Below are 24,717 nucleotides of genomic sequence, written 5' to 3' on the forward strand. Positions count from 1 at the left end.
TTGGGCTTTAGCCCTCTTAGGTACGTTGTTGGGCTTTAGCCCTCTTTGAGGATGGTATGTTGTTGGGCTTGAGCCCTCTTTCGGGATGGTATGTTGTTGGGCTTGAGCCTCCTTCCGGAGCGCTGAAGCGCAACTACGTACCTAAGAGCGCAACTACGTACCTCATTTGGAAAATTTAGAGTTATCGATTTTTATTCTTTCCCTTTAGCGCTTGTTTTTGCTTTTGGCTGTTCATGGCATCTTTTTGTTTTTTGATCCGCTCTTGACTTGACCCAACAGAGGATTGTTCCGCAGCCTCCTCACTTAAATATTTAGCCAAAGAGCTGATGGTTGGATATTTAAACATTTCAACGATTGACACATCTCTGTCCACCACTTCGCGCAGTTGGCTGTGAGCCTGAGCCATCAATAATGAATGACCTCCTAAATCGAAGAAATTATCATCTACACCTACTTTTTCCAAGTGTAATAGCTGTTGCCAAACAGTAGCGATATTTTGTTCTATCTCAGTTTGAGGAGCCACATAAGTTGCTGACAACTCTGGGTTAATAGCCTCAGGTTCAGGCAGTGCCTTACGGTCTACTTTGCCATTGGGTGTAAGTGGGAAATTAGGCAAAAATACAAAGCTGGAAGGCACCATATAGTCGGGCAGTTTTTGCTTCAAAAAGTTTCGCCAACTGCCGAAATCTGTGTGTTCTAGTCCGAGGTTGGAAATAATATAAGCGACTAAGCGCTGGTTGCCGGAGACATCGGAGCGGCTGATAACTAGAGACTCCTGCACATCTGGGTGTTGGCTTAATACCGCCTCAATTTCTCCTAATTCGATGCGGAAGCCCCGAATTTTTACTTGGTGATCGATGCGGCCTAGAAATTCGATATTGCCATCGGGTAAGTAGCGAGCTAAGTCGCCTGTTTTATAGAGGCGAGAACCCGGTTCGTTGCTAAAGGGGTTGGGAATAAAGCGTTCCGCAGTTAGTTCAGGTCGGTTGAGGTAGCCCCGCGCTAAACCAGCACCGCCAATATAGATTTCTCCGGGAATGCCGATCGGCATAAGCTGCAAATGGGCATCCAACAGATAAACTTGCGTATTGGCGATCGGGCGACCGATGGACGGCGGCTCTTGACTATCGGTACATTCGGCGATCGTTGCACAAACGGTGGATTCGGTCGGCCCATAAGCGTTAAAGAATCGACGACCCGGTGCCCACTTAGCCACAACATCGACGGAAACAGTTTCTCCCCCAACAATAATTGTTTGCAATGTAGAAAGCTCTTCAAAAGGAACAACTCCCAAGACTGCTACTGGTAATTCAATGTGGGTAATAGCTCGATCGCGCAATACCTCAATCAAATCAGAACCTGCCAAAAGAGCATTATTGATTGCGATACAGAGAGTTGCTCCCGAACACAAGGCAATAACCCAATCGGAAGTTGCAACATCAAAGCTCAAGGAAGCAAATTGGAGAACTCTGCTGTTCGGTTGTACGTCGAATATCTGAATCTGTGCTATAGCCAGGTTGCATAGTCCTCGATGCCCGACAAGTACGCCTTTTGGCTTCCCTGTAGACCCGGAAGTGTAAATCACATAAGCCAGGTTCTCAGAGGTTAAGCTGCATTCAGGATTTTCCTCACTCTGTCGCTCAATAATTTCCCAATCTGTGTCCAGACAGACAACTCGCGCTTGGTGTTTGGGAAGAGATTCAACTAACCGCCTCTGAGTCAGCAGCACTGGTACTTGGGCATCTTCTAACATCAAGGCCAAACGCTCTGGCGGATAAGCTGGATCTAGTGGTACATAAGCCCCGCCAGCTTTGAGAATACCCAGCAGTCCCACTACCATCTCCAAGGAACGCTCTACACAAATTCCCACCATTATTTCAGCGGTGACACCTAATTTGCCCAGATAATGCGCTAACTGGTTTGCTCGTTGGTTCAGCTCTTTATAGGTAAGTTGTTGGTCTTCAAATACTAGGGCAATAGCATCTGGCGATCGCTCTACCTGCTCTTCAAACAACTGGTGTATGCACGCATTTTGAGGGTAATCGGTTGCGGTATTATTCCACGCTACTAACTGCTGCCGTTCCCACTCAGTTAAAAGGGGTAATTCTGAGATTTTTTGCTCTGGGTTAGAGACGATTCCTTCCAGCAGGGTTTGGAAATGTCCGATCGTTCGGGAAATCGTACTAGCTTCAAACAAATCCGTGTTGTACTCAATGCGACCAATGATGCCTGAAGGTCTCTCATCTAGTTCTAAGTTTAGATCGAACTTTGCTGTGCCAGTATCGATATCTAGCTGGCTAATCCTCCATCCATCCATTTCAGCAAGTGGGGGTTCGAGGACAAACACGACTTGGAATAGAGGATTATAGCTCAGATTGCGTTCAGGCTGTATTTCTTCCACCAGCTTTTGGAAGGGCAATTCTTGATGGGTATAAGCCCCTATTGTTACCTCCCGCACCCTTGCAAGCAGCTCTTTAAAGGTGGGGTTGCCAGAAAGGTCAGTACGCACTACCAAGGTGTTGAGGAAGTAACCAATCATCCCTTCTAACTCTTGTCGGTTGCGGAGGTTAGCGACTGTGCCCACAGGAATGTCGGTCTGTCCCGTGTAACGGTAGAGTAAAGTTTGGAACGCTGCCATCAACGTCATAAACAGAGTGACACCTTCCCTGCGACTCAGATCTTTGAGCCTCTCGGTTAGACTCAGAGGTAGGGCCAGACATTGCCTCGTACCCCGAAAAGTTTGGATTGGCGATCGCGATCGATCTGTGGGCAGTTGCAGCGTTGACAGATTCGCTAGTTGCTGTTTCCAGTATCTCAATTGGTTTTCCAGCACCTCTGGCTGTAGCCATTGCCGTTGCCAATAGGCAAAGTCCGCAAACTGAACCGGCAGTTCTGGCAGGGGCGATCGCCCGCCCAAAGAAAAGGCGCTGTAGAGTGTCGCCAGTTCCTTCATAAACAAGCTGTACAAAGAAACACCATCGATCGCGATGTGGTGTATGGTCAGGAACAACCTGTAATCAGCCTCGCCCAACCGCATGAGAGTACCCCGCAGCAGTGGCCCTTGGGTAAGGTCAAAAGGCTGCTGCGCTTCCAAAGTTGCCAGCCGCAATGCTTCAGACTCCCGTTCTGCCTCTGGCAATTCCCCAATATTCACCACTGGCAGGATGAAATTAAAGGCATCTTGAATCACCATCACTGGCTGCCCATCCACGACAGCAAAGGTCGTTCGCAAAATTTCGTGACGCTTGATGATTTCGTTGATGCTGCGCTCCAGAGCAGCAATGTTGACGGAACCAGGTAGGCGAATGGTAATCGGTTCGTTATAAAAAGGTAGATCGGGAGCCAGTTGACATAAAAACCACAGTTGTTGCTGGCTGAAGGATAGAGGTAAGTCCCGATGCCGCGAAATCGGTTGAATCGAGGAAGGCTGGGGTGTTGGAGATTTTTGACTGGCGATTTCCAGATTGCGAGCCAGATCGGCGACTGTGGCAGACTCAAACAAGGTACGCAAAGGTAACTCTACCTGGAAAGTGTCTCGGATTCGAGTTGCAATCTGCGTGACTAGCAGAGAGTGACCTCCCAATTCTAAGAAATTGTCGCGAATACCCACTCGCTCTAGTCCCAGAACTTCGGCCCAGATTCCTGCCACCACATCTTCCACAGGAGTTTGAGGTGCCACATAATCTTGTCCTAGTTCGGGAATTTTAATGGCAGGCGCTAGTAGCTTCTGACGGTCTATTTTGCCGTTGGGCGTGAGCGGCATGGTTTTCAGGAACACAAAGCTGGAAGGCACCATATAGTCTGGCAACTTATCTTTCAGGAAGTTACGCAACTTGCCCGCTGTCGTGCGTTGCAAAAATTTTAAGAAGCCTTGAGTTTCTAGGAGGTAGTCCATACTCTGCTGAATCACAGCTTTTTCACTCGCTGTGAGAGATAACTCAATTCCTGCCTGATTTCCTTGACACCAAGCGACAGTTCCCTCAAAACATCGCTCTTCGGTATCTCCCGGTAGCACGAGGCGCAAGTGCAGGCGTTTACCTTTTGACCAATTATCTGGCACTCCGATCGCGCCAATCCCACTGATCGATATGTCTTCTGTTTCTAACTTAACTGAGCGATCGCCATCAAATTCTGCTAAACACTCGCTTTTAAAGGGTATTCGTTCTGCGGTGACCTTGGAAACAACATAAGCGGCGATCGAGCGCTTCTGTCCGGGGACATCTTCTTGTGCTGCTACCACTGCTACCTGCACGTCGGGGTGTTGTCCCAGCACCGCTTCAATCTCGCCTAGTTCAATGCGGAAACCGCGAATTTTCACTTGGTGGTCGATGCGGCCTATAAACTCGATATTGCCATCCGGCAGATAGCTGCCCAAATCGCCCGTACAGTAAAGCCGATCGCCTGTATGGGGATGAGTGATGAAGCGTTTGCTAGTCTTTTCCTCATCTCGCCAATAGCATCGGGCTAGACCAATTCCCCCAATATAAAGCTCTCCGACTACTCCCTCTTGACATGGTTCCATCGCTTCGTCGAGCACATAAAAATGCTGGTTGGTCATTGACCCACCGTAAGGGATACTTTTCCAGGTGGGGTCTATTGTTTCGATGGGATATAAAATCGACCAGATAGAAGCCTCCGTTGCACCTCCTAAGCCGATGACAGCAGGGATTAAAGATTCGTCTAGCTGAGAGCTTGAATCAAGGCACTGGCCGGGCTGGACGCCCGCCCTACTCAACTGAGGTTCAATATCTAAATCTAAACTTTCCGACACCCACCTAGAAACTAAATTTTTGATTTGATCTGGCAAAGTCAAAGGTATCCAATCGCCGCTGAGAAGGACTAATCGCAGAGACGAAGATAAATCTTTGCTATGAACAGCGGCATAATCTACCAGCATCTGCATCAATGCCGGTGCAGAGTTCCAGATAGTGACTTGTGCTTGCACTATCAAATCGACCCAGTGAGCGGGATCTGGCGTTGCTGATACTTGAGGGATTACAACCGTTCCTCCTGCTACCAGCAAGCCGAAAATATCATATACCGATAGGTCAAAGCTCAGGGAAGATAGAGCTAAGACCCGATCGCCCGCTCCCACTTCAAAGCGTTGGTTGATATCGAGTAGAGTGTTGACAGCACCCCGATGCTCGATCGCTACTCCCTTCGGTTGACCAGTTGAGCCGGATGTGTAAATCACATAAGCTAAATTATCCGATGTCACCCCACTGTCTGGATTTTCCTCTCTGGAGCGATCGACAGTTTCTAAATTCCCATCCAAACAGATGACACGCGCTTGATGCGAGGGAAGAGACTCGACTAAATGCTGTTGTGTAAGCAACACTGGCGTTTGGGAATGTTCCAACATAAATGCCAGTCTATTTGCCGGATAATGCGGATCTAGCGGTACATAAGCTCCCCCTGCTTTCAGAATACCTAATAGACCTACAACCATCTCCAGCGATCGCTCCACACAGGCTGCCACCAATACCTCTGGCCCAACACCCACAGTCTTCAGATAATGTGCCAACTGGTTAGCTTGAGAGTTTAAGTCCTGATAAGTTAGCTGCTTCCCTTCAAAAATTACGGCAATGGCATCAGGCGATCGCTCTACTTGGAACTCAAATAGTTCGTGAATGCACCTATCCGGGAAATTATCTAACATTTTATTTTTCCTTATATCGAGGTATACAGAGTTTTTTTTTCTTTGTTTTCGTAACTATTGCTGAGTTAAGCTGATCCAGCCAAAAGGCTTAAATTATTAACAAAAATGCCGTCATACATAAGGGGTTAAACCCCTTTATACAAGCCCATAAATCTAGTCACTGGCATCGTTATATTTTAGTTGCTATTCCTAAACTCACCTATTATATTTCTATAAGGTTCACTTAGCGCTAATGTCCGAAAATTAGGTACGTTGTTGCGCTTGAGCGCTCTAGTTGATACATGAGAGCGCTCAAGCGCAACAACGTACCTTTCTTTAATGTGAAACTTGCATCCATGACTGATGTAGCAAAACCCTTGAAAAAGGGTATTGCCAATAATCGAAAGACGAAAATATAGAATAATTTTTAACTATCAAATTTTCAGAAAAATTATACCTGCTACCTTCTCCTTATTAAATTTTCTGCTGAATAGGAATCTCAATCACGAAATCCGCTCCCTTACCTCGTGCTGAAATACAAGTTAAGCTCCCCTGATGTTTTTCCACCACAATTTGATAGCTAATAGCTAACCCCAAACCAGTACCCGATCCCACAGGTTTCGTAGTAAAGAAAGGATCGAAAATTTTTCGACATACTTCCTCAGTCATCCCCGCTCCATTGTCCGCAATAGATATCTCCACTTTATTACGGTTTACGACTCTGGTGCGAATGCAAATTTTTCCTTTATTATGCGTCACAAATTCTTTTTTCTGTGCAGCTACTGTGGGACAAACCGCAAATGACTCTTCAATCGCATCAATCGCATTGTTGAGTATATTCATAAATACTTGGTTCAAAAAGCCGGGGTAACACTCTACCCTAGGCAATTTTCCATACTCTTTAACAATTTCAATACCTAATTTTGAGGTGCTGGCTTGTAGCTGATTTTGTAACAGCAGCAGAGTGCTATCGATCCCTTCATGGATATCTACTGGTTTCATTTGAGCCTCATCCAAGCGCGAGAAATTCCGTAGCGACAAGATAATCTGGCGAATGCGCTCTGCCCCTACCTGCATCGAATCAATCAATCTAGGAAAATCTGAAATTATGAATTCGATATCAATATCTTCTGCATAGTTTTGAATCTCAGGAGTTGCATTAGGCAATTGCTGCTGGTAAAGATTCAGCAACCCCAGCAAGTGATCGACATAGTCACTAGAGTGGGTAAGATTGCCATAGATAAAGTTAATCGGGTTATTAATTTCGTGAGCTATACCACCAACCAATTGCCCCAGACTTGACATTTTTTCAGTCTGAATTAGTTGAGTCTGTGTCGCTTGCAATTCCTGTAAAGCAAGTTCAAGCTCAACTGCTTGTTCTCTCAAAAGTCTATTTTTTTCTTGTAACTCCAGCGTCCTTGCTTCGACTTTCTGTTCCAGCCTTTGGTTGTAATCGTCTAATTGCTCGTTGGCTGTTTTCAATTTTTGAGTTGCGGCTTCCAATTTACCATAGAGCATCGCATTTTTAAGGGAGATAGCTATCTGTGAAGAAAGTATCTTCAACAATTCCAGCCTCTCCGTTGTAAAGGCACCTACTGTCAGATTATTTTCTAAATAAATAATTCCAATTAGTTTGCCTTGATTAATAAGAGGCATAGACAAGATTGACTTCGGCTTGGTTTTGATGATGTAAGGATCGTTGATAAATATTCCTGAAACTGCTGCATCATTTAATGCGATATTTTCTTTGGCAATGCGAACATAATTAATCATAGAAATAGGAAGATTGTCACTTGTTTCAAATGGTGAGTCTGAATACAATACAACCGCATCACTATCCACAACACCTGTAGCTTCTATCAAAAGCTTTCCATCTTTTTCTAGAATCAGGCAGCTACTTGTAGCTCCGGCATTTTCCATCACAATTTTAAGTAACTTATTCAGCAACTTATCCAGCACTATTTCCTCAGCCAAGGCTAGAGATGCTTTGTTGACAGTAGACAAATCCAATACCGCCGAATTTCCTCCTGCGACCGATGTTGTTGTCCTATTAATCTCTAGGCCTATGGATTCTCGCTTTAGAATCTCGGAAAATACCAAAGGATATCTAGACTCTAAATCTTTAACTTTGGCATTGGCTCCCCAACGAATATATCCATAGTAAGCCTGTGTCAGATAAATTTGAGCAAACTTGTCTCTGCCCAGGGATAAATAAAACTCTGCCGCTAGTTCTGAAGCTAGTGCTTCTTCCTGAATGTATCCTTGTTCTTTAGCTCCCGTTATAGCTCGGTCATAATAGTCCATTGATTCTACAATTTGCCCTTGAATCCTTGCTTTTTCGGCCTCCACAAGTTCGTACTTATGCTGGAAGTTAAAGGGGGCATGGAATGCCCATTTCTGCATTTGTTGTTGATTAGCTTCTACCAAGCTCATATATTGTTGTTGTTCGGCCTGAGAAACTTGAGGATAAACAGCGAGTAGAGCAAGGGAATAATAGAAGTTATGAGGAGCAGAAACTACCATACCCATGACGTTACCTGCGTGTTCTGCGCCTAAACTGGCGCTGGCAATAGCATTCTTAGGTTCTTTAAATAGATAAGAAAGAATTGTTTTGGCAAGATAGGAAACATATAGCAAAGTTCGATTGTTACTTTCAATAAAAACAGGCAGCATTTGTGTTTCATTAAAACTTTCGCCAATCAACTGACATTTTTCTCCACTTCTATCTTCAAGATTTAGCGTCATTTGGTGGAATATTTTGATGTAGTAGATTGAATAGTCTTGTTTTAGCTTGATTGCCAAATCAAGATATTGTCTTTGCTTCTGATCTACAATGTCTAATCGCTCCCCCGTCAAAAATATGCTCGCGCAATAAACAGTAATACAATAACCAGCATATTCTATATCTCCAGTTTCCAGTCCACTTTGTAGCCCAGAGAGTAAGGGTAACAACGCTTCTTTACCATGCGCTTTCCAATGTATAACCAAACCATAAAATATTTGATGTACTTTACATATAAGCGAGTTCGCATTAAATTTATCCAACAACTTTAAAGCCAAGTTGCCTGCATGATATCCGGCATCTATATCCCCGATTGCCGAACACAGTATTACACTATAAGAGACATACGCAACAGCACTAAGAGGGGAGTTGCCGTGTTCCAGGCAGATTTTAACCAAGCTCACTATAAGCAGGGGCAAAATTTCGGGATTAGCAGCGACAGCAGGAGAAACAAGGGATGTCATTATCCTTAAAGCTGCTATTTTGTAGGGGTCTGTCATTTCTGGGATATTTTCTAAGTCGCTGAGCTTTGGTAACTCAAAAACAAAACCCCCGTCGCCCACTTCATTTGACAAGGAAACACCCAGCATATCCAATACTTGCAGACCCGTATCAATGGCTTTTAACATCTGATTTTGAGCCATATAAAACTGGATTTGGAGCTCGTATACCTTCACTCTTTCGAGCAGAGTGTTTGCTTTTTGCAAAACAACTTCAGCCAGGGTTGCTGACCTTTCGTAATTGGTATTAAGATATTCCGCTTCTACGGCTTCTACATAGAGTGATAGTGTCAGATTGTAGTTGGTCTGCCAACTGTTTTCTGCTAAGAGTTTTAACCCTACTCTTAGTTGTGTGACAGCAGCTTCATAAGCTGACGCTGCTTTGGCTTTCCGACCAGCTATTAAATTTAAGTGAGCCAGGTTATATTTTTCTTCTTGCTCGGTAAGGAATTCCACTCCGACATTTAGCTGGTTAACAATATCAAAGATATTGTCTTCTAGGATGTCTGGATTCATATTCTGTAACAAGAGTTGACCAATTTTCAGGTGCGTAGCTTTTTGCTGCTCAGTAGGAATCAGAGAATATGCTGCTTGCTGCACTCGGTCATGCAAAAATCTGTAGGAAACTTTGTAATTATTAATTTCTAATTGGGTTCCTTGAGTATTGGCTACTACCAAGGACTCATTACTCTGGCACAGTAACGGTATTTTGCAAGCACTTTCTCCCAAAGGCAAAATTAGACCAGTCTGAAGCCCCTCCCATAAAGCAGATGCCGTTTCTGATATAGATTTTTCATTGACTATTGCCAAAACATCCAAATCAAATCGATTCCCAATACAAGCTGCTAACTTTAAAACTTTCTGGGTATCTGAAGGTAGTTTTTCAATGTTTCTGGCGATGAGTTCGACGACATTATAATCGGCGATTCCTACAGTTTGAATCTGTCCCATGTCCCACTGCCATCTGCCAATGCTGAAGTCGAATGTCAACAGCTTTTCTGCGTAAAGGGTAGTGAGTAGCTGAGTTAAGAAAAAGGGATTTCCTTGAGTTTTATTGAAAACTAGCTCAGCTAGTAATTGCCATCTTTGTGTTTCATATCCATCGTTTCCTACAAGTAAACTTTCTTCCTCAAGTTGTTCTTGTTGATCGAACAAGCAAGTCAGAGGAGATGCTGCTGATAAGAAGCTTTCACCCAAAGTATCAGCAACTAATTGACTGACGGTATTAAATGTCAACGGTTGAAGGATGATATTATTGACGATCGATCCAGATGAATAAATACTATCTAAGGTCTGCATTAACGGATGAGCTGGGCTGACTTCGTTATTTCGATATGCTCCAATCACGAATAAATATTTGCTATCTCGGTCAGTTAGCAGCACATGAATCAATTTCAAAGAAGCAGAATCTGCCCACTGCAAATCATCTAAAAATAATACTAGGGGATGTGCTTTTTGGGTAAAAATATGAATGAATTGTTGAAAAACATGATTGAAACGGTTTTGTGATTCGCTTGCCCCTAGTTGAGTAACTTCGGGTTGCTCGCCAACAATTAATTGTAATTCGGGAATAACGTCAATTATGACTCTAGTATTTTGACCTAAATTATTTAAAATCTCCTGTTTCCAAAAATTTATTTTTTCAGAACTTTCTGTTAACAATTGTCGAATTAGTTCTTCAAAAGCTTGAATCAAGGCTCCATAGGGAATATTGCGTTTAAATTGATCGAACTTACCAGCGATAAAATAACCCCTTGCTCTGACAATGGGTTTGTGGATTTCATAAACTAAGCATGATTTACCTATTCCTGAGTAACCGGAAACTAGCATCATCTCGGCTGTTCCAGCACTAACTCTATCAAAAGCATCCATTAGATTGGCTACTTGCGTTTCTCGTCCGTACAGTTTTTGGGGGATCAGAAAATGACCTGATTTATCACACTTGCCCGGAATAAAGTTACAATTTTTTCCACTTTGCTGCAATTGATTTAGACATTGTTCTAGATCGGCCTTGAGGCCATAACCACTTTGATATCTATCTTCAGCAGTCTTGGCTATTAATTTCATCACAATGTCAGAAATTGCTTTGAGAATCTCGCCATTTTGAATTTGAGATTTGGAGTGATTGCTGCTAATTTCTACTTGCCTATTTTGCTCTTTTGCACATATAATCTTCCAGGGCGATACAGGCTGTTTAGCGATATGGCAGTGAACTAATTCCATTGGATCTGTAGCTTTAAATGGCACTTCACCGCACATCATTTCATAGAATGTGATACCTAAAGAGTAGAAGTCTGTGCGGTAGTCAATTGAGCGATTCATCCGCCCAGTTTGCTCTGGTGACATATAGGCAATTGTGCCTTCTAGTAAATTGGGATGGCTGAGTGTTTGGGTCGATCTAGACAATCGCGTAGCAATACTAAAGTCAGTAATTTTTACTTGGAGGGTGGCAGGATGGATGATGATATTTGTTGGTTTAATATCTTTATGAATAATTTGGTTGTCATGCAGTTTACCCAGAGTATCTGCTAACTGAATAGCGATTGATAAAAAATCTTTTAGTTTAAGCTTGTGAATGCTCAAAAAGTTTTTGAGTGCTTCTCCTTTTGAATCTTCTAATATCAATGCCAGACCATTGCGATGATTTTCTAATCCGTAGGGCTTGACAATACCTTCTAAATTGAGATTTCTAGAGAGTTCGTATTCATGTCTCAATTGCATAATCTCTTCGAGATTAGGATATTCTGCTCTCAAAATTTTGATGATTACAGCTTGTCGATCTTGCTTCCTCTGAGCCCGATAAACTACTGTATTCAAACCTTGGTTGATTTTTTCTATTAATTGGTAGTTAATCTTAATACTCATAAGCATTTAGTTAAATTAAATCTAGTGAGTGAATTATGTTATAATATACCACAGTCAATCTAAAAGTGTGCTTTTTTACACAATATCTGAGAGCTTTTTGGGAGTTTTTTGGTTGACTATGTTTGTGATACAAATTATCTTAACGTACTTGGGGTCTGATTAGAATCCGTAATTTCCACATGATTTTCATTTTATTGCTACTACCAAAAGCGATCGCAAGTTTTGCCACCCTCTAAATACCAATAAAAAATTAGGATTGTTTATTGTATAGTTGGTTCGCTCAAACCTGATGTTCTTTTCGTCTGAACAAGTAAGCAAATTGGTATTCCTAAATTCGCGGTATAATTAGAGAACAAAATTAGGCGTTCCTGATTTGGAGTATGATTTGCCTCGGAAATGAGCGAGTAGGGGCAATTCATGAATTGCCCCTACTCGCTCATTTCCGAGATTGCCTAAGCGACTGAATCATACCTAAATTCAGCAACGCCCATAATTTTTTGATGGATAGGGAAACGGCTGATTAACGTTGATAAACGTAGTCTGAAGCCCTAGGGTGCCGATACATAAAAAATCTTCAATAAAAATCGACTTTTTGAGCAGCGATGCACCTGAAAAATAGTTGAGTAAACACACTTAAAACTAATTTTTTAGTATCAAAAATTGACACTAATTACGCATTTTAGATCGAGTAAACAGGTTTTTCGCCAAAAGTTGTGCCTCTAGAGAATAATTTTTGTAAAAAAATCCGGTTTCAGACCACCAGTGCGTAAGTCCTAATTGAGAGAAATGATATTAGTTAAGCCACCCCTGGCATGGTGCGTTGCTACTATATGGTTCGATTTGCTCGACATATTGTTGATGGCGGCGCACCCTAAGACTTACTACGAGCGGGTAAATTAAGACTTAATAAAAAAACCCGCACTGGCGGGTTTTTTTATGCGGGAAATTAGCTCGAAGTTTGCTTAAAGCGATCGATAAACGCGATAATTGATCTCGGGGAAGATGTTGTCTATCTCCTGAACCTTCTCCAACCAGCCGGAATCGACTTTGCCTTCTTTGACTTCATCGTACAGCTTGTGGAAACGCATTAAGTGCGATCGCGTCCGCCGCACTGCATAGGGCACCATCGTCCCTGTACGCATGATAAACGCCCAGTCAGACGATTGAGCTAACAACACTTCCCGCGCAGCCTGATTCAAAGCCCGCAACTGCAACTCATCCTCTGCTTCCATGTTTCCCAATTCAATCATCCGTTCCGCGGCTTTGTGCAAGTGCGGGTAAATCCAAGCATTGGTATCGTTTAGCCAATATTCGTGGAAACCCCGGAAACCCCAGCTAGACTGGGACGGACGGCATACTTGCTGAGTCGGATTTCCGCGCAAATAATCGGCTAAGTGCGTCATTTCGTAGGTATTTTGGTCGTACCAACTCTTGCGGAACAGGTAGTCTAAGAACCAAGGCCCTTCGTACCACCAGTGACCGAAAAGTTCGGCGTCGTAAGGTGAAACGATAATCGGAGGACGCTGCATGATGCCGTTGAGGTGCTCGACTTGGCGTTCGCGATTAAAGGCAAAGTTGCTGGCGTGTTCGGCTGCTTTTTCCCGCGCCCAATACGGATCGTATAACTGTTTGTCGCCTAAACCCAATCCGCGACCGGTGATTTTGTGATATTTAATCCCGGTGTTTTTGCGCTGGCCGTTGGGCATGATGTAGGGTTTGATGTAGTCGTATTCGGCTTCCCAACCTAAATCTTTGTAAAATTCGCGGTATTCGGCGGCGCCCGGATAGCCGACTTCGGATGACCAAACTTGCTGGGATGATTCGTGATCCCGACCGAATGCTGCTACTCCGCATTCGGTGAAAATTGGGGCGTAGCTACCGTAGCGGGGACGCGGGCGGGCGTAGAGGATGCCGTGACCGTCTGTGAGGAAGTAGCGGAGGCCGGCGTCGGCTAACATCCTCTCTAAGCCTTCGTAGTAGGCGCATTCGGGCAGCCAAATGCCTTTTGGGCGGCGGCCGAAGTTTTGTTCGTAGCTTTCGCAGGCTACTTGTATTTGCGCCCAAACTGCTTCGGGGTACATTTTCATCAGCGGTAGGTAGCCGTGGGTGGCCCCGCAGGTCATGATTTCAAGGTTGTTGCTGTCTTGAAATTGTTTGAAGGCTTTGACTAAATCTCGATCGAACTTTTCCCAATAATTCCGAACTTGGGAGAAGTGGGCGGTGTAATGTTCGGCTAAGTACCTAACGTGACCGTTGTCGCTGTTGTGTTCAATTTCGAGTTCGGCTAGTTCTTCGAGTTTTGCTAAGTGGTCGTCGAAACGGTCTTGCAGCAAGGGGTCGCGCAGCATGGCTACCAAGGGCGGTGTCATGCTCATGGTAATTTTAAAGTCGATGCCGTCGCGCTTTAGCCCTTCAAAGACTTGCAGCAGGGGAATGTAGGTTTCGGCGATCGCCTCAAACAGCCATTCTTCTTCTAAAACGTAGTCGCTTTCGGGGTGGCGGACAAAGGGCAGGTGGGCGTGGAGAACGAGGGCGAGGTAGCCAATAGCCATAATGATTTGGATGACGCCAGTTAGGGACAGCTTTAAAATATTTTAAGATTTTATGCCGAAATGGGATCCACAAAGTTCAGTGTTTTTTTAATGACCTTTGTGTGACAGACTAAATCTTCGCAAATTCTAATTTTGTGCTTGCTGCTGGATTAAGACTGCTGCTGTTTGAGAGTCTACTGGCTTTGAGAAAAAGAATCCCTGGGCGAACTCGCATTTTAATCCTTTGAGTATCGATAGTTGCGAGGCTTCTTCGACTCCTTCTGCTACTACATCCATTCCTAAATTGTGGGATAAAGTCACGATCGATCGCACAATTTCTGTGGGGTCGATGCCTCCTTTGCCGAGGTCGAAGTCGCCTCCCATCCTGCTGACAAAGGATCGGTCTATTTTTAAGGTATTGGTGGGGAAGCGGTGCAGGTAGGAGAGTGATGAATAGCCGGTGCCGAAGTCGTCGATGCACAGGTGTATGTTTCGGGCTCTAAGCTGCACCAGCATGGCTGTGACTGATTCGGAATTTTCTATGAGTACGCTTTCGGTAATTTCTAGCTTTAAACTGTTGCCGTCGAGGTGACTTTCTTCGAGAACTCGATCGATATATTCGATTAAATCTGGCTGAGAAAACTGTTTGACTGACAGGTTGACGCTGACGCTTAAGGGCGGGTTATTTTGAAATAGCTGCTGCCACTGGCGGATTTGCTGGCAAGCTGTGCGGAGTACCCAGCGGCCCAGCGGTACGATCAATCCGGTTTCTTCGGCTATGGGAATAAATTCGTTGGGCGAAACTAAGCCTCGTTCTGGATGCTGCCACCGCACCAGGGCCTCAAAACCGATAATTGTGTTATGGGCGATCGACATAATCGGCTGGTAGTGAATGATAAACTGGGGTGTTAGGGATAAGGGAGGTAAGCCCGATCGGGCTGATTGCGGAGAGTCTTCTTCTCTAGCGGGGTCTCTAATTGATTCGATCGCCCGTCGCAGGTCATTTTCTAACTGCAACAGCTTCAAAGCGTGGGCGTGCATGGAACTATTGAAAACTTCGTGTCGGGCTCTGCCGAGTTCTTTGGCGCGGTACATGGCTGTATCGGCGTCGCGTAGCAGGCTTGTCGGTTCCTCGTATTCGCCGGAGCTCAATGCAATGCCGATGCTGGCGGTGATAAAGACTTCGTGTCCGTCTAGCAGGATGGGGGAGGTGATTGTCTTTTGCAAGCGGTTGACTATGTTGGTAGCTTCATTTACGCCGTCGATGTCTTCGAGTAACAGCACAAATTCGTCTCCTCCGAGGCGGGCCACTGTATCTCCGACTCTGAGACAAGCTGTTAGACGCTGCGCGATCGCAACTAGCAGTTGATCGCCGATCGCATGGCCGAGGGAATCGTTGACTACTTTAAATCGATCTAAATCGAGAAACAGCACGGCAAATAAGTAGTCTTTGCGCCGTTTTGCTAGCCTCAGAGCGTGTTCCAGCCGATCGCTAAATAGCGATCGGTTGGGCAATCCGGTAAGGGCATCGTGAAAAGCGTCGTGCAGCAATTGTGCTTCGGCGAGTTTGCGCTGAGTGATGTCGTGGCAGTTGATCACGATGCCCTTGACTGCCGGATCGTGCAGTAAATTGGTGGCTACAGCTTCTACATAACACCAGGAACCGTTGCGGTGGAGCACTCTATACTCCAGGGGGCACTGGCTTGTTTTGGGGTTTTCAATGGCTTTGTGGAGGGTTTGGGCGATCGCGGCGCAGTCGTCGGGATGAACAGTCCCTAGGGCGCTGCGCCCGATCGCCTGGTGGGGCGCGTAGCCTAAAATTCGCTTGACGGAAGGGCTGATGTAGCGGAATATGCCCTCGGCGTCGAGAATGATCGTGATGTCTGTGGCGTTTTCAATCAGCGATCGAAATCGCTGTTCGCTTTGTCTGAGGGCTGATTCTGCCTGTTTGCGTCCGCTGATATCAAGGGCTACTCCGTCTATAATGATGTCCCCGTTTTTGTTTTTGGAAAATCTGGCGCTGTCTTGCACCCACTTGACTTGGCCTGAATTCAACAGGATCCGGTACTGGCGATCGCAGGGCAACAGACTGGCACTCGATGCTGCGACGCTGCTGTCATAGGAACTTTTGTCATCGGGATGGATGATTTTGGTCAACTGTTCGGGGTACGCCATTGCTTCTTCTGGCCCGATCCCAGTAAGTTCGCGCACCCCCGGACTAATGTAGGGCATGGAGGTTGTGCCGTCTGGATGCAGCACGGCGCGGTAGACTGAACCGGGAATGTTGGCTGCCATTGTGGCTAGCTGTTGCTGGATGCCGCGGACTTCGGCTTCAGCGCGTTTGCGTTCTGCGAGTTCGGTTTGGGCTTGTTGGTAGAGTTCGGCTTGGTGGATTGCGATCGCACATTGATCTGCGATCGCTTTGAGTAGCGACAGTTCTTCGGCGCTCCAATAGCGATCGCGATCGCACTGATAGATACTAATTCCTCCCAAAAATGACTGACGGTAAAGCAGCGGTGCGATCGTGACGGTGCGAAACCCTACAAACTCTGCTGATGCTTGCAGGGACGGGCACAGGCCCGATAACTCTTCGATGACGACGGCTTCTCCTGCCGCGAGGGAGGTTTGGTAGTGTTGGGCAAATGTGCAATTTAGCCCGATGAGTCCTTGTTTCTCTGCGGCTTTGCTGATATGGCGGACTACAATCCTGCCTTCAGCATCTGGCTGCAAGATCGCGCAGCCGCTGATTTCGAGAGATTCGTGCAGTTGATCTGCGGTAGTTTGCAGCACTTCGTCGAGTACCAGGGTTTCGCGCATGGCTTGGATGATGCGGTTGACGATCGCCTCACGAGTCGCTTGCCGCTGAATTTGGGCGATCGCGAATTGTTGCTGGCGGCGCATTTTGTATTCTTGGAGCGATCGTTCTAATACTGTTGGCAGCCTAAACAGCCGCCCTTTTAATACAAAATCGTTCATGCCGGCTTTGATGCACTCAACTGCCGCTTCTTCTCCCAAACTTCCCGTTACTAAAATAAATGGTATTTCTTGCCCTAATTCCTGCATTAATTTCAACACTTCTAAACCGTTAAACCCAGGGAGGCGGTAATCTGACAGCACTGCGTCGTACTTGCAATTGTGGATCAGTTGTCTGCATTCTGTTGCTGTTTCGGCAGTATCGTAGTTAAAATTTACTCCCCCCGCTTCTAACGCGAGCACTATTAATTCCAGATCTTCCGCCATGTCTTCGACAATCAACAATTTTAACGTTGATTCTGATACTGTTTTTAGTAAATAGTTTGTCTGAGTTCTATCTAACATACGGTATTGTGGAGTATTAAATTTGTTGTTCGTTTTTGGGCTAGATTTCATTTATTAAATTGAGTATAGTTAAGTTTGTATCACTGTTTTTAGTTAGATTTTTAATGCTTTAGCAATATTAATGATGTTTTGATGACATTGATTTAGCACGTGCAACGGAGGGCTGGCAGAACCGACTGTTACTTATTGAACTGTATAATAGTTTTCAATTATAAATTAAGAACTACTATAGCATCGAAGGCGAAGAGTGACGTATGTCTGGTAATAGGTAATGAATAATGTGCCAGAAAGCTTTTGAACAGCAAGCTTTTCGGTGATTGCCGATTACCTTTTTCCCGATTACCCAAGCGTACCCGATCTTTCTGAGAACTGCTATATACTGGTCACTTGCGAATCTACATTGCTGTTTGAGATTGTTTGCCTAGTTTAAAGTAGAACGTGGCTCCTTGACTAGGTATGCTTTCTGCCCAAATCGTGCCGCCGTGGCGGTGAATAATCCGCCCGACGATCGCCAAACCGATCCCCGTACCTTCAAATTCTCTCTGGGAATGCAGCCTCACAAAGGCTCCAAAAAGTCGATCGGCATATTCCATCGGAAAACCCACGCCGTTATCCTTGACAAAAATCGTTCCATCAGGTAAGGAATCAATAACTATTGTAGCCGGAGTGCGTCCGCGGCTGAACTTGACGGCGTTGCTAATCAAGTTGCTGAACACCTGTTGCAGCAAGGTGGGATCTCCCATCACCGTCGGCAAATCTCCGACGGCAAATTCAACGCTGTCGGGAGTTGGGCCCAGATCTCCGGCTGTTCGGGGTTTAGTCAATTTAATCGCAGTTTGCACCAGGCGGGTGAGATCGATCGGAATTTGCACTAACTCGGTGCGGCCCACCCGCGAAAGAGCGAGTAAACCGTCAATCAACAAACTCATTTTTTGGCTGCTATCATCAATCACTTCCATGTAGTGAACGATTTTAGGATCGTTCAAGATTTCAGTTGATTCTAAGCGTTGTTTCAAAGCATTAACAAAACCTGAAATATGGCGTAAAGGAGCGCGGAGATCGTGGGAAACAGAATAGCAAAAAGATTCTAATTCTTGATTAGCAGCCTCTAATTGCTCAGTGCGTTTCGACAAAGCTTGTTTTGTCTCAACCAACTCAGTGATATCGCGAGAAGTGCCAATTAAAGCATAAACCTCGCCATCGAGATTCCTGAGAGGAATTTTAAAAGTGTCGAAGTAAACAGTATCGCCGGACAATACAAATTTTTCTTGCAAGTGTAGAGTTTCACCTGATTCAAATACCAGCAAGTTTTCACGCACAAATTTTGTGACAACTTCAGGGGAAAAACACTCAGACACGGTTTTTCCTTGCATTTCTTTTCGGCTGTTGAACCCTGCCATTTTTGCCAAAGGTTGATTGACAAAAACCTGACGCATATCTTCGCGTTCTACAACAAAAATGTGATCGGGTAAAGCATCAAAAAAAGTTTCAAGTTCGGCGGTACGCTGGGCAACTTGAACTTCTAAAGTTTCGTAGAGCTGTTTGAGTTCTTCTTCGGCTCGTTTGCGATCGCTGATATCTTGACCGATGCCGATGTGTCGGCCGTCGGAGAGACGAATATTTGCCCAAGTAGTGTCAATTATTCGCCCGTCTCTAACTGTTGTTTTGAAGTCTTTCCAGTTCTCAGTTGCTGCTTGGATTTCATCCAAAACGTATTGGCGGTATTCTGCCTGCGGGTAGCATTCGGCAAAGATATCGTAGTTTTTGAGTTCTGCAAAACTCCAGCCCAGCACTTTTTCCCAGTAGCGGTTTACCCACTCTATTTCACCGCTATGTCCCAAGAATGATAGCATGACTGGCACGTTGTCGAAGATTGTTTGCAGCACTTCGTTTTGCTCTTTTAAGGATTCTTCGGCTTGTTTGCGTTGCGTAGCTGCCGCCACGGCATCGCTGATGTCGAGTATCGAACCGATAATTTGCTGAATTTGTCCCCCTGGGGTTCTTTTGAAAATTGTCGATCGATCGTGCACCCACCGCCATTCGCCGTTTTTGTGTTTGATTCTGTAGTCAGTGTCATTTGTAGCGTGAGGGTTGGTGCTGTGTGCCAGCCACTGCATACTTGCACTTAACTTGTGCAGATCCTCGGGGTGAACTAAGCTAGAAATAGCTTCTGTACCCAACTCTTGCATTTCTTGGGGAGTGTAGCCCAGGATGGCTGTGACGGCTGCATTGGCATAGATATTTTGCTGTGCTTCTGTGTCGTAAATGTACAGAAAGTTCGGGAGGGTTGTAACAATGCTTTCTAAAAGTTTTTGCTGTTTTTGCAGCTCTAATTCAGCTTGTTTGCGCTGTGTCAAATCCAGCACAAAACTCACCCCAACTTCCTGGCTTCCTTCTAAAAATGCAGCGCCTAGCAGCACCGGAACGCGGCTGCCGTCCGAGCAGATGTATTCTTTTTCATAGGGAATAGCTGTGGTGGTAACTGTCATTTCTGCAAGTTTTTGTTCGTCTAGGCTGCGGTACTTTGGCGGTGTCATTTTTAGCCAGCTAATTTTTTTTTCAAGCAAATCGTGTCTTGTGTATTTTACTAGGTTTAAAAAAGCTTGATTTGCGTCGGTAATCTGACCGTTAATTTCCCAAAAAAAGATGCCGATAATATTAGAGTTAACTACGCGCCTAAACCTAGCTTCGCTTTGACGCAACTGAGCTTCGACTTGTTTGATTTCTGTGATGTCCCGGGTGATGCTTAAAACTGTTTCTACTGAATTGTCCTCAGCAAATTCGGGAATTACTCGACTTTGATAGTATTTTGTCCCATCGGGAGTGGGAAAGTCAAATTCGATGGTTTCTTGTTTGCCGGTGCGACAAACTTTGACACACGCTTCGTCCCACAGGTTGCAAATGTGGGGGGACATTCCTAATTCTTTGTTGCTTTTGCCGATAAATTCTGAGGGGGGTTTTCCGGTGGCTCGTTCGACTTCTTTGTTGACGTAAAGGTGGCGCAGTTCTCGATCGAACCGCGCTATGATATCGGTAGCATTTTCCGCTAGGGCGCTGAAGGCCTGTTGGCGCTGGCGAAGTTGTTCTTGAGTGCGGTGCTGTTCGGTGATGTCTGTGGCAAAAGACAGAATTGAAACTAATTTTCCTTCTGCATCGATTAGTGCAGAATTGTACCACTCGCAGTAAATTACTGAGCCATCTTTGGTAGAGTTGCGGTTGCGGCAAACGTTGCGGGGTTCTCTGCTGTAAAACATTTGATTTGCCGCAGCGCTGACTTGCTCGAAGTCTTCTGGATAAATTATTGAGCATTCGTGCCAGTATTGGCCGATTATTTCTGCTGCACTCCAGCCAAATATTTGTTCGGCCATTGGCGACCACCGCACTACCCGCAGTTCGCTATCCCACTCTAGAACTGCCATTGGCGAGTTTTCTAGGTGAAATTCCCGCTGCGAGTTGGCTTGTTTTATTTTGGTTTGAAGTTGCTGGCGGAGTTCCTTGGCTGCGACAAAGCGCTCGCTGATTTCCTGTGCGTTTGCGGCGCCGGCTTTGGCTATCTGAGCAATGGTTTCTGCTGTTTGTTTTTCGAGTTCGTTCCAAGCGAGTTCGAGGGCTGATTCCACCTCCTCTAGCTCAGTGATGCTGTTCTGAAACAGTGCGGCACTTTCCACTGGAATTTCAGGCATATTTTTGACAGTTAAGCAAGTGTTAGGTTGAGACTTTTAAATTAAACTTTAACAATTAAAAATGTGTAGTTTATTGTTAAATTATACATTTTTACTTTTTAATTTGTGCGTGGCGCCGATTTTGAGTGGCGGCGGTGCTATTAAAGACGGCAGGTATAGGTTTAGCGTGCAGATCGGCACTTGCGATCGATCGCCCCAAAACTCTCCTCACCCAAGTACGGGCGCACTCTGCTCTGTATATTTTTGCACAGGATTGTGTTCCCGTGGCGTCGAAATAATACTGAGGCAGATCTGTGCGCGAGCCGATCGCGCATCCGTAGTAGAGCATTGGGTGTGCCGATCGCCAGCAAGAAGAGCGCGGCGGGGGAAAACTAACCCAGGGAAGTCAATTATTAGCCACCAGTGGCCCAAATGGTCGATCGATCTTGTTTGCGAACTCTGCCGGTGTGAAGTGAAAACCGTCCCTAGCCGACAAATACTCCCAAGTCGGTTTCGTCAATAAACAGCTAAAATATAATAGACCTCTTGCAAAAATCCTTTTAACCAAATTTTGGGACGGGCTAGAAGCCCATCCCACAAGAAAAAAGATTTTTGTGGGATGGGCTTCTAGCCCGGGATGGGCTTCTAGCCCGTCCTAACTATTTTTGTAAGAGGTCTAATCTTAAAGTTATTCAGTCTTTATAGGTCTCTTATGACTGCTGCTACATCAGTTAAAACTCAGTACGAAGCTGTTATCGGTCTCGAAACTCACTGTCAATTGAGTACGAATACTAAAATTTTCTCCAGCTCTTCTACAGAATTTGGTAATGCTCCAAATACTAACATTGACCCAATTTGTATGGGGATGCCTGGAGTGTTGCCAGTATTAAATCAAAAAGTGCTGGAGTATGCAGTGAAGGCAGGGCTAGCTCTCAACTGTCAAATTGCACCTTATAGTAAGTTTGACCGCAAGCAATATTTCTATCCCGATTTGCCAAAAAATTATCAAATTTCTCAGTTCGATTTGCCGATCGCTACTAACGGTTCAATAGAAATTGAACTGGTGGACGAGACAGGCAATTCTACTAGAAAAAAAATCGGAATCACTCGCTTGCACATGGAGGAAGATGCAGGGAAATTGGTTCACGGCGGTAGCGATCGCCTCAGCGGTTCTACTTATTCAATGGTAGATTACAACCGCGCCGGCGTGCCTTTAATCGAAATTGTTTCGGAACCGGATTTGCGAACGGGCGCGGAAGCTGCCGAGTACGGTCAAGAATTGCGCCGGATCGTGCGTTATATCGGTGTCGGCGACGGGAATATGCAGGAAGGTTCCCTGCGCTGCGACGTGAATATTTCGGTGCGCCCCGTTGGCAGAAAAGAGTTCGGCACGAAGGTGGAAATTAAAAATATGAACTCTTTTAATGCGATCGAACGGGCGATCGATTACGAGATCGAGCGGCAAATTCAAGCGATCGAAAATGGCGAAACCATCATCCAAGAAACGCGGCTTTGGGATGAAAACAAGCAGTGTACTTTCAGTATGCGGATTAAGGAAGGTGCGAGCGATTACCGCTATTTCCCGGAACCGGATTTGCCTCCGATCGAAGTTTCGGCAGATCAACTGCACGATTGGAAAGCTCAACTGCCGGAATTGCCAGCAGAAAAACGATACCGCTACGAAACTCAACTAGGTCTTTCTCCCTACGACGCGCGGGTTTTGACTGACGACAAAGCGGTGGCTGAGTATTTTGAAAAGTCGATCGCCGCCGGTGCTGTGGCTAAAGGCGCTGCGAATTGGGTGATGGGCGATATCACTGCTTATCTGAAAAATGAGAAACTGGCGATCGCACAAATTCCTTTCCAACCGCAGGATTTGGCCGAACTGCTGGGGCTAATTGATGCTGGCACGATCAGCGGCAAAATCGCTAAGGATATTTTGCCGGAGTTACTAGCAAACGGCGGTTCGCCTCAGAAGTTGGTTGAAAGCAAGGGTTTGATTCAAATTTCTGATACAGGGGCGATCGATCGCGCGATCGATGCAGTGTTGGCCGCCAATCCCAAGGAGCTCGAACAGTACCGGGCTGGCAAAACTAAGCTGCTGGGCTTTTTCGTCGGCAAGGTGATGAAAGAAACAGGCGGCCGGGCAGATCCCAAATTGACCAATGAGTTGCTGGCAGCCAAGCTTAACAGCCCAGCCTAAGCAGTCGTTAAAGGAGTCGTGTAGCGGATAGAGTGGCGGGCGATCGGTTTTTCCTGAGCCCGTCCTTCCCGCTTCATGGTAACTTTACAATTAAGTATACATTTCTTGACAATATCTTCACATTTAGGGGTATCACCCCTCATGCCTGTTGTGTTATATTCTGTTATGTAGATGCACCCTGATGGCAAGGAGAGTTACTTCCGTAGCTCTCTCTTTTTTTTGTCTTTTTTTTGTGGGACACGGACGTGAAAATACGGATGAGCGGTTTCTGGAAGGTTTCAATCGTGGTATCGTGTAGCGGATAGAGTAGCGGGCGATCGGTTTTTCCTGAGCCCGTCCTTCCCGCTTCATGGTAACTTTACAATTAAGTATACATTTCTTGACAATATCTTCACATTTGGGGGTGTCACCCCTCAGTCCTGTCGTGTTATATTGTGTTATGTAGATGCACCCTGATGGCAAAGAGAGTTACTTTCGTAGCTCTCTCTTTTTTTGTCTTTTTTTTTGTGACTACGGTCGTAAAAATACGGATCGCAAGATTCTGGCTGGACCAATACCGAATAATCGCAGCAGGAAAATGCTAAAGACAGTCAGAAATAGACAATAAGAAGCTGGCAATCTTGATATGTAAAGGTTTGAGGCGCTTGGGCTAGCTATACTTCTTCATGAAAATTTTACATAAGATGGTGTCACCCCTCATCCCTAATGTGTTATAGTCTGTTATGTAGATGCACCCTGATGGCAGGGAGAGTTACTTCCGTAGCTCTCTCTTTTTTTTTGTCTTTTTTTGTGGGGCACGGACGTGAAAATACTGATGAGCGGTTTCTGCTTGGAAGAATCCCGAATTGTGGAACCGCGAGGACGCTTGTCACGAAGGAAGATACCTGAAGCAACTGCCAATCTTCAGCCCGCAAGGTTTAAATCGTTGCGCCAGCTATACTTTTTCATCAAAGCCTGACAAACTGGGCTTCGCCCCTCATTCTCAATATGTTATATCATGTTACAGAGATGCACCCTGATGGTCGGGAGAGTTACTGAGGTGACTCTCCTTTTTTTGTCTGAATGGGGAGAATGGGAGAGGGGACAATGGCGAGAGTTGGCCATACTGATTGCCGATTACCCATTAGCAATTACCCATTAGCAATTACCCATTAGCAATTACCCATTAGCAATTACTGCTGGAAGTCGATTAGTATCAACTTGAGTTATTAAGTGATT

At 45.3% G+C, this 24,717-nt stretch carries 8 protein-coding genes; 2 read left to right on the forward strand and 6 right to left on the reverse strand.

The annotated features are described in order from the left end of the window. Positions 1 to 181: 181 nt before the first annotated feature. From JGK14_RS09390 to JGK14_RS09410, 5 genes are all read right to left on the reverse strand, one after another. On the reverse strand, positions 182 to 5,659 hold the full coding sequence (locus tag JGK14_RS09390; protein WP_325314991.1) for a non-ribosomal peptide synthetase: 5,478 nt from the start codon (positions 5,657 to 5,659) through the stop codon (positions 182 to 184). A gap of 453 nt (positions 5,660 to 6,112) precedes the next feature. Beyond that, the gene (locus JGK14_RS09395; protein WP_293219393.1) at positions 6,113 to 11,785 is read right to left on the reverse strand and encodes a trifunctional serine/threonine-protein kinase/ATP-binding protein/sensor histidine kinase; all 5,673 of its coding nucleotides are present in this window, start codon (positions 11,783 to 11,785) and stop codon (positions 6,113 to 6,115) included. Positions 11,786 to 12,747: 962 nt separating this feature from the next. Further along, positions 12,748 to 14,337 carry a glycoside hydrolase family 57 protein gene (locus tag JGK14_RS09400; protein WP_293179901.1) on the reverse strand — a complete coding sequence of 530 codons (1,590 nt, stop codon included), beginning with the start codon at positions 14,335 to 14,337 and terminating at the stop codon, positions 12,748 to 12,750. Positions 14,338 to 14,463: 126 nt separating this feature from the next. Continuing rightward, entirely contained in the window at positions 14,464 to 17,634 is a 3,171-nt protein-coding gene (locus JGK14_RS09405) for an EAL domain-containing protein (protein ID WP_325314992.1), read from the reverse strand. A gap of 395 nt (positions 17,635 to 18,029) precedes the next feature. Next, positions 18,030 to 21,317, reverse strand: a complete 3,288-nt coding sequence (locus tag JGK14_RS09410) for a PAS domain-containing sensor histidine kinase (protein ID WP_293219396.1) — start codon at positions 21,315 to 21,317, stop codon at positions 18,030 to 18,032. A gap of 61 nt (positions 21,318 to 21,378) precedes the next feature. Here JGK14_RS09410 and JGK14_RS09415 point away from each other — a divergent pair, with 61 nt between their 5' ends. After that, positions 21,379 to 21,819, forward strand: coding sequence for a hypothetical protein (locus JGK14_RS09415; protein WP_325314993.1), 441 nt, complete (start codon positions 21,379 to 21,381; stop codon positions 21,817 to 21,819). Positions 21,820 to 22,008: 189 nt separating this feature from the next. Continuing rightward, entirely contained in the window at positions 22,009 to 23,499 is a 1,491-nt protein-coding gene (gene gatB / locus JGK14_RS09420) for an Asp-tRNA(Asn)/Glu-tRNA(Gln) amidotransferase subunit GatB (protein ID WP_293190915.1), read from the forward strand. Here the strand turns inward: gatB and JGK14_RS09425 are convergent. Then, a complete protein-coding gene (locus JGK14_RS09425) occupies positions 23,496 to 23,642 on the reverse strand; it encodes a hypothetical protein (RefSeq protein ID WP_293203166.1) in 147 nt (48 codons plus the stop codon). The genes gatB and JGK14_RS09425 overlap by 4 nt on opposite strands. Positions 23,643 to 24,717: the final 1,075 nt, after the last annotated feature.

It is taken from the genome of Microcoleus sp. PH2017_28_MFU_U_A (assembly GCF_020738035.1).
In the GTDB taxonomy this organism is placed as follows: domain Bacteria; phylum Cyanobacteriota; class Cyanobacteriia; order Cyanobacteriales; family Microcoleaceae; genus Microcoleus.

What these genes read in the sequence shown, in the direction of transcription:
- JGK14_RS09390 (WP_325314991.1), bottom strand. Translation starts at nt 5,659, where the DNA reads ATGTTAGATAATTTCCCGGATAGGTGCATTCACGAACTATTTGAGTTC.
- JGK14_RS09395 (WP_293219393.1), bottom strand. Translation starts at nt 11,785, where the DNA reads ATGAGTATTAAGATTAACTACCAATTAATAGAAAAAATCAACCAAGGT.
- JGK14_RS09400 (WP_293179901.1), bottom strand. Translation starts at nt 14,337, where the DNA reads ATGGCTATTGGCTACCTCGCCCTCGTTCTCCACGCCCACCTGCCCTTT.
- JGK14_RS09405 (WP_325314992.1), bottom strand. Translation starts at nt 17,634, where the DNA reads ATGTTAGATAGAACTCAGACAAACTATTTACTAAAAACAGTATCAGAA.
- JGK14_RS09410 (WP_293219396.1), bottom strand. Translation starts at nt 21,317, where the DNA reads ATGCCTGAAATTCCAGTGGAAAGTGCCGCACTGTTTCAGAACAGCATC.
- JGK14_RS09415 (WP_325314993.1), top strand. Translation starts at nt 21,379, where the DNA reads ATGTGTAGTTTATTGTTAAATTATACATTTTTACTTTTTAATTTGTGC.
- gatB (WP_293190915.1), top strand. Translation starts at nt 22,009, where the DNA reads ATGACTGCTGCTACATCAGTTAAAACTCAGTACGAAGCTGTTATCGGT.
- JGK14_RS09425 (WP_293203166.1), bottom strand. Translation starts at nt 23,642, where the DNA reads ATGAGGGGTGATACCCCTAAATGTGAAGATATTGTCAAGAAATGTATA.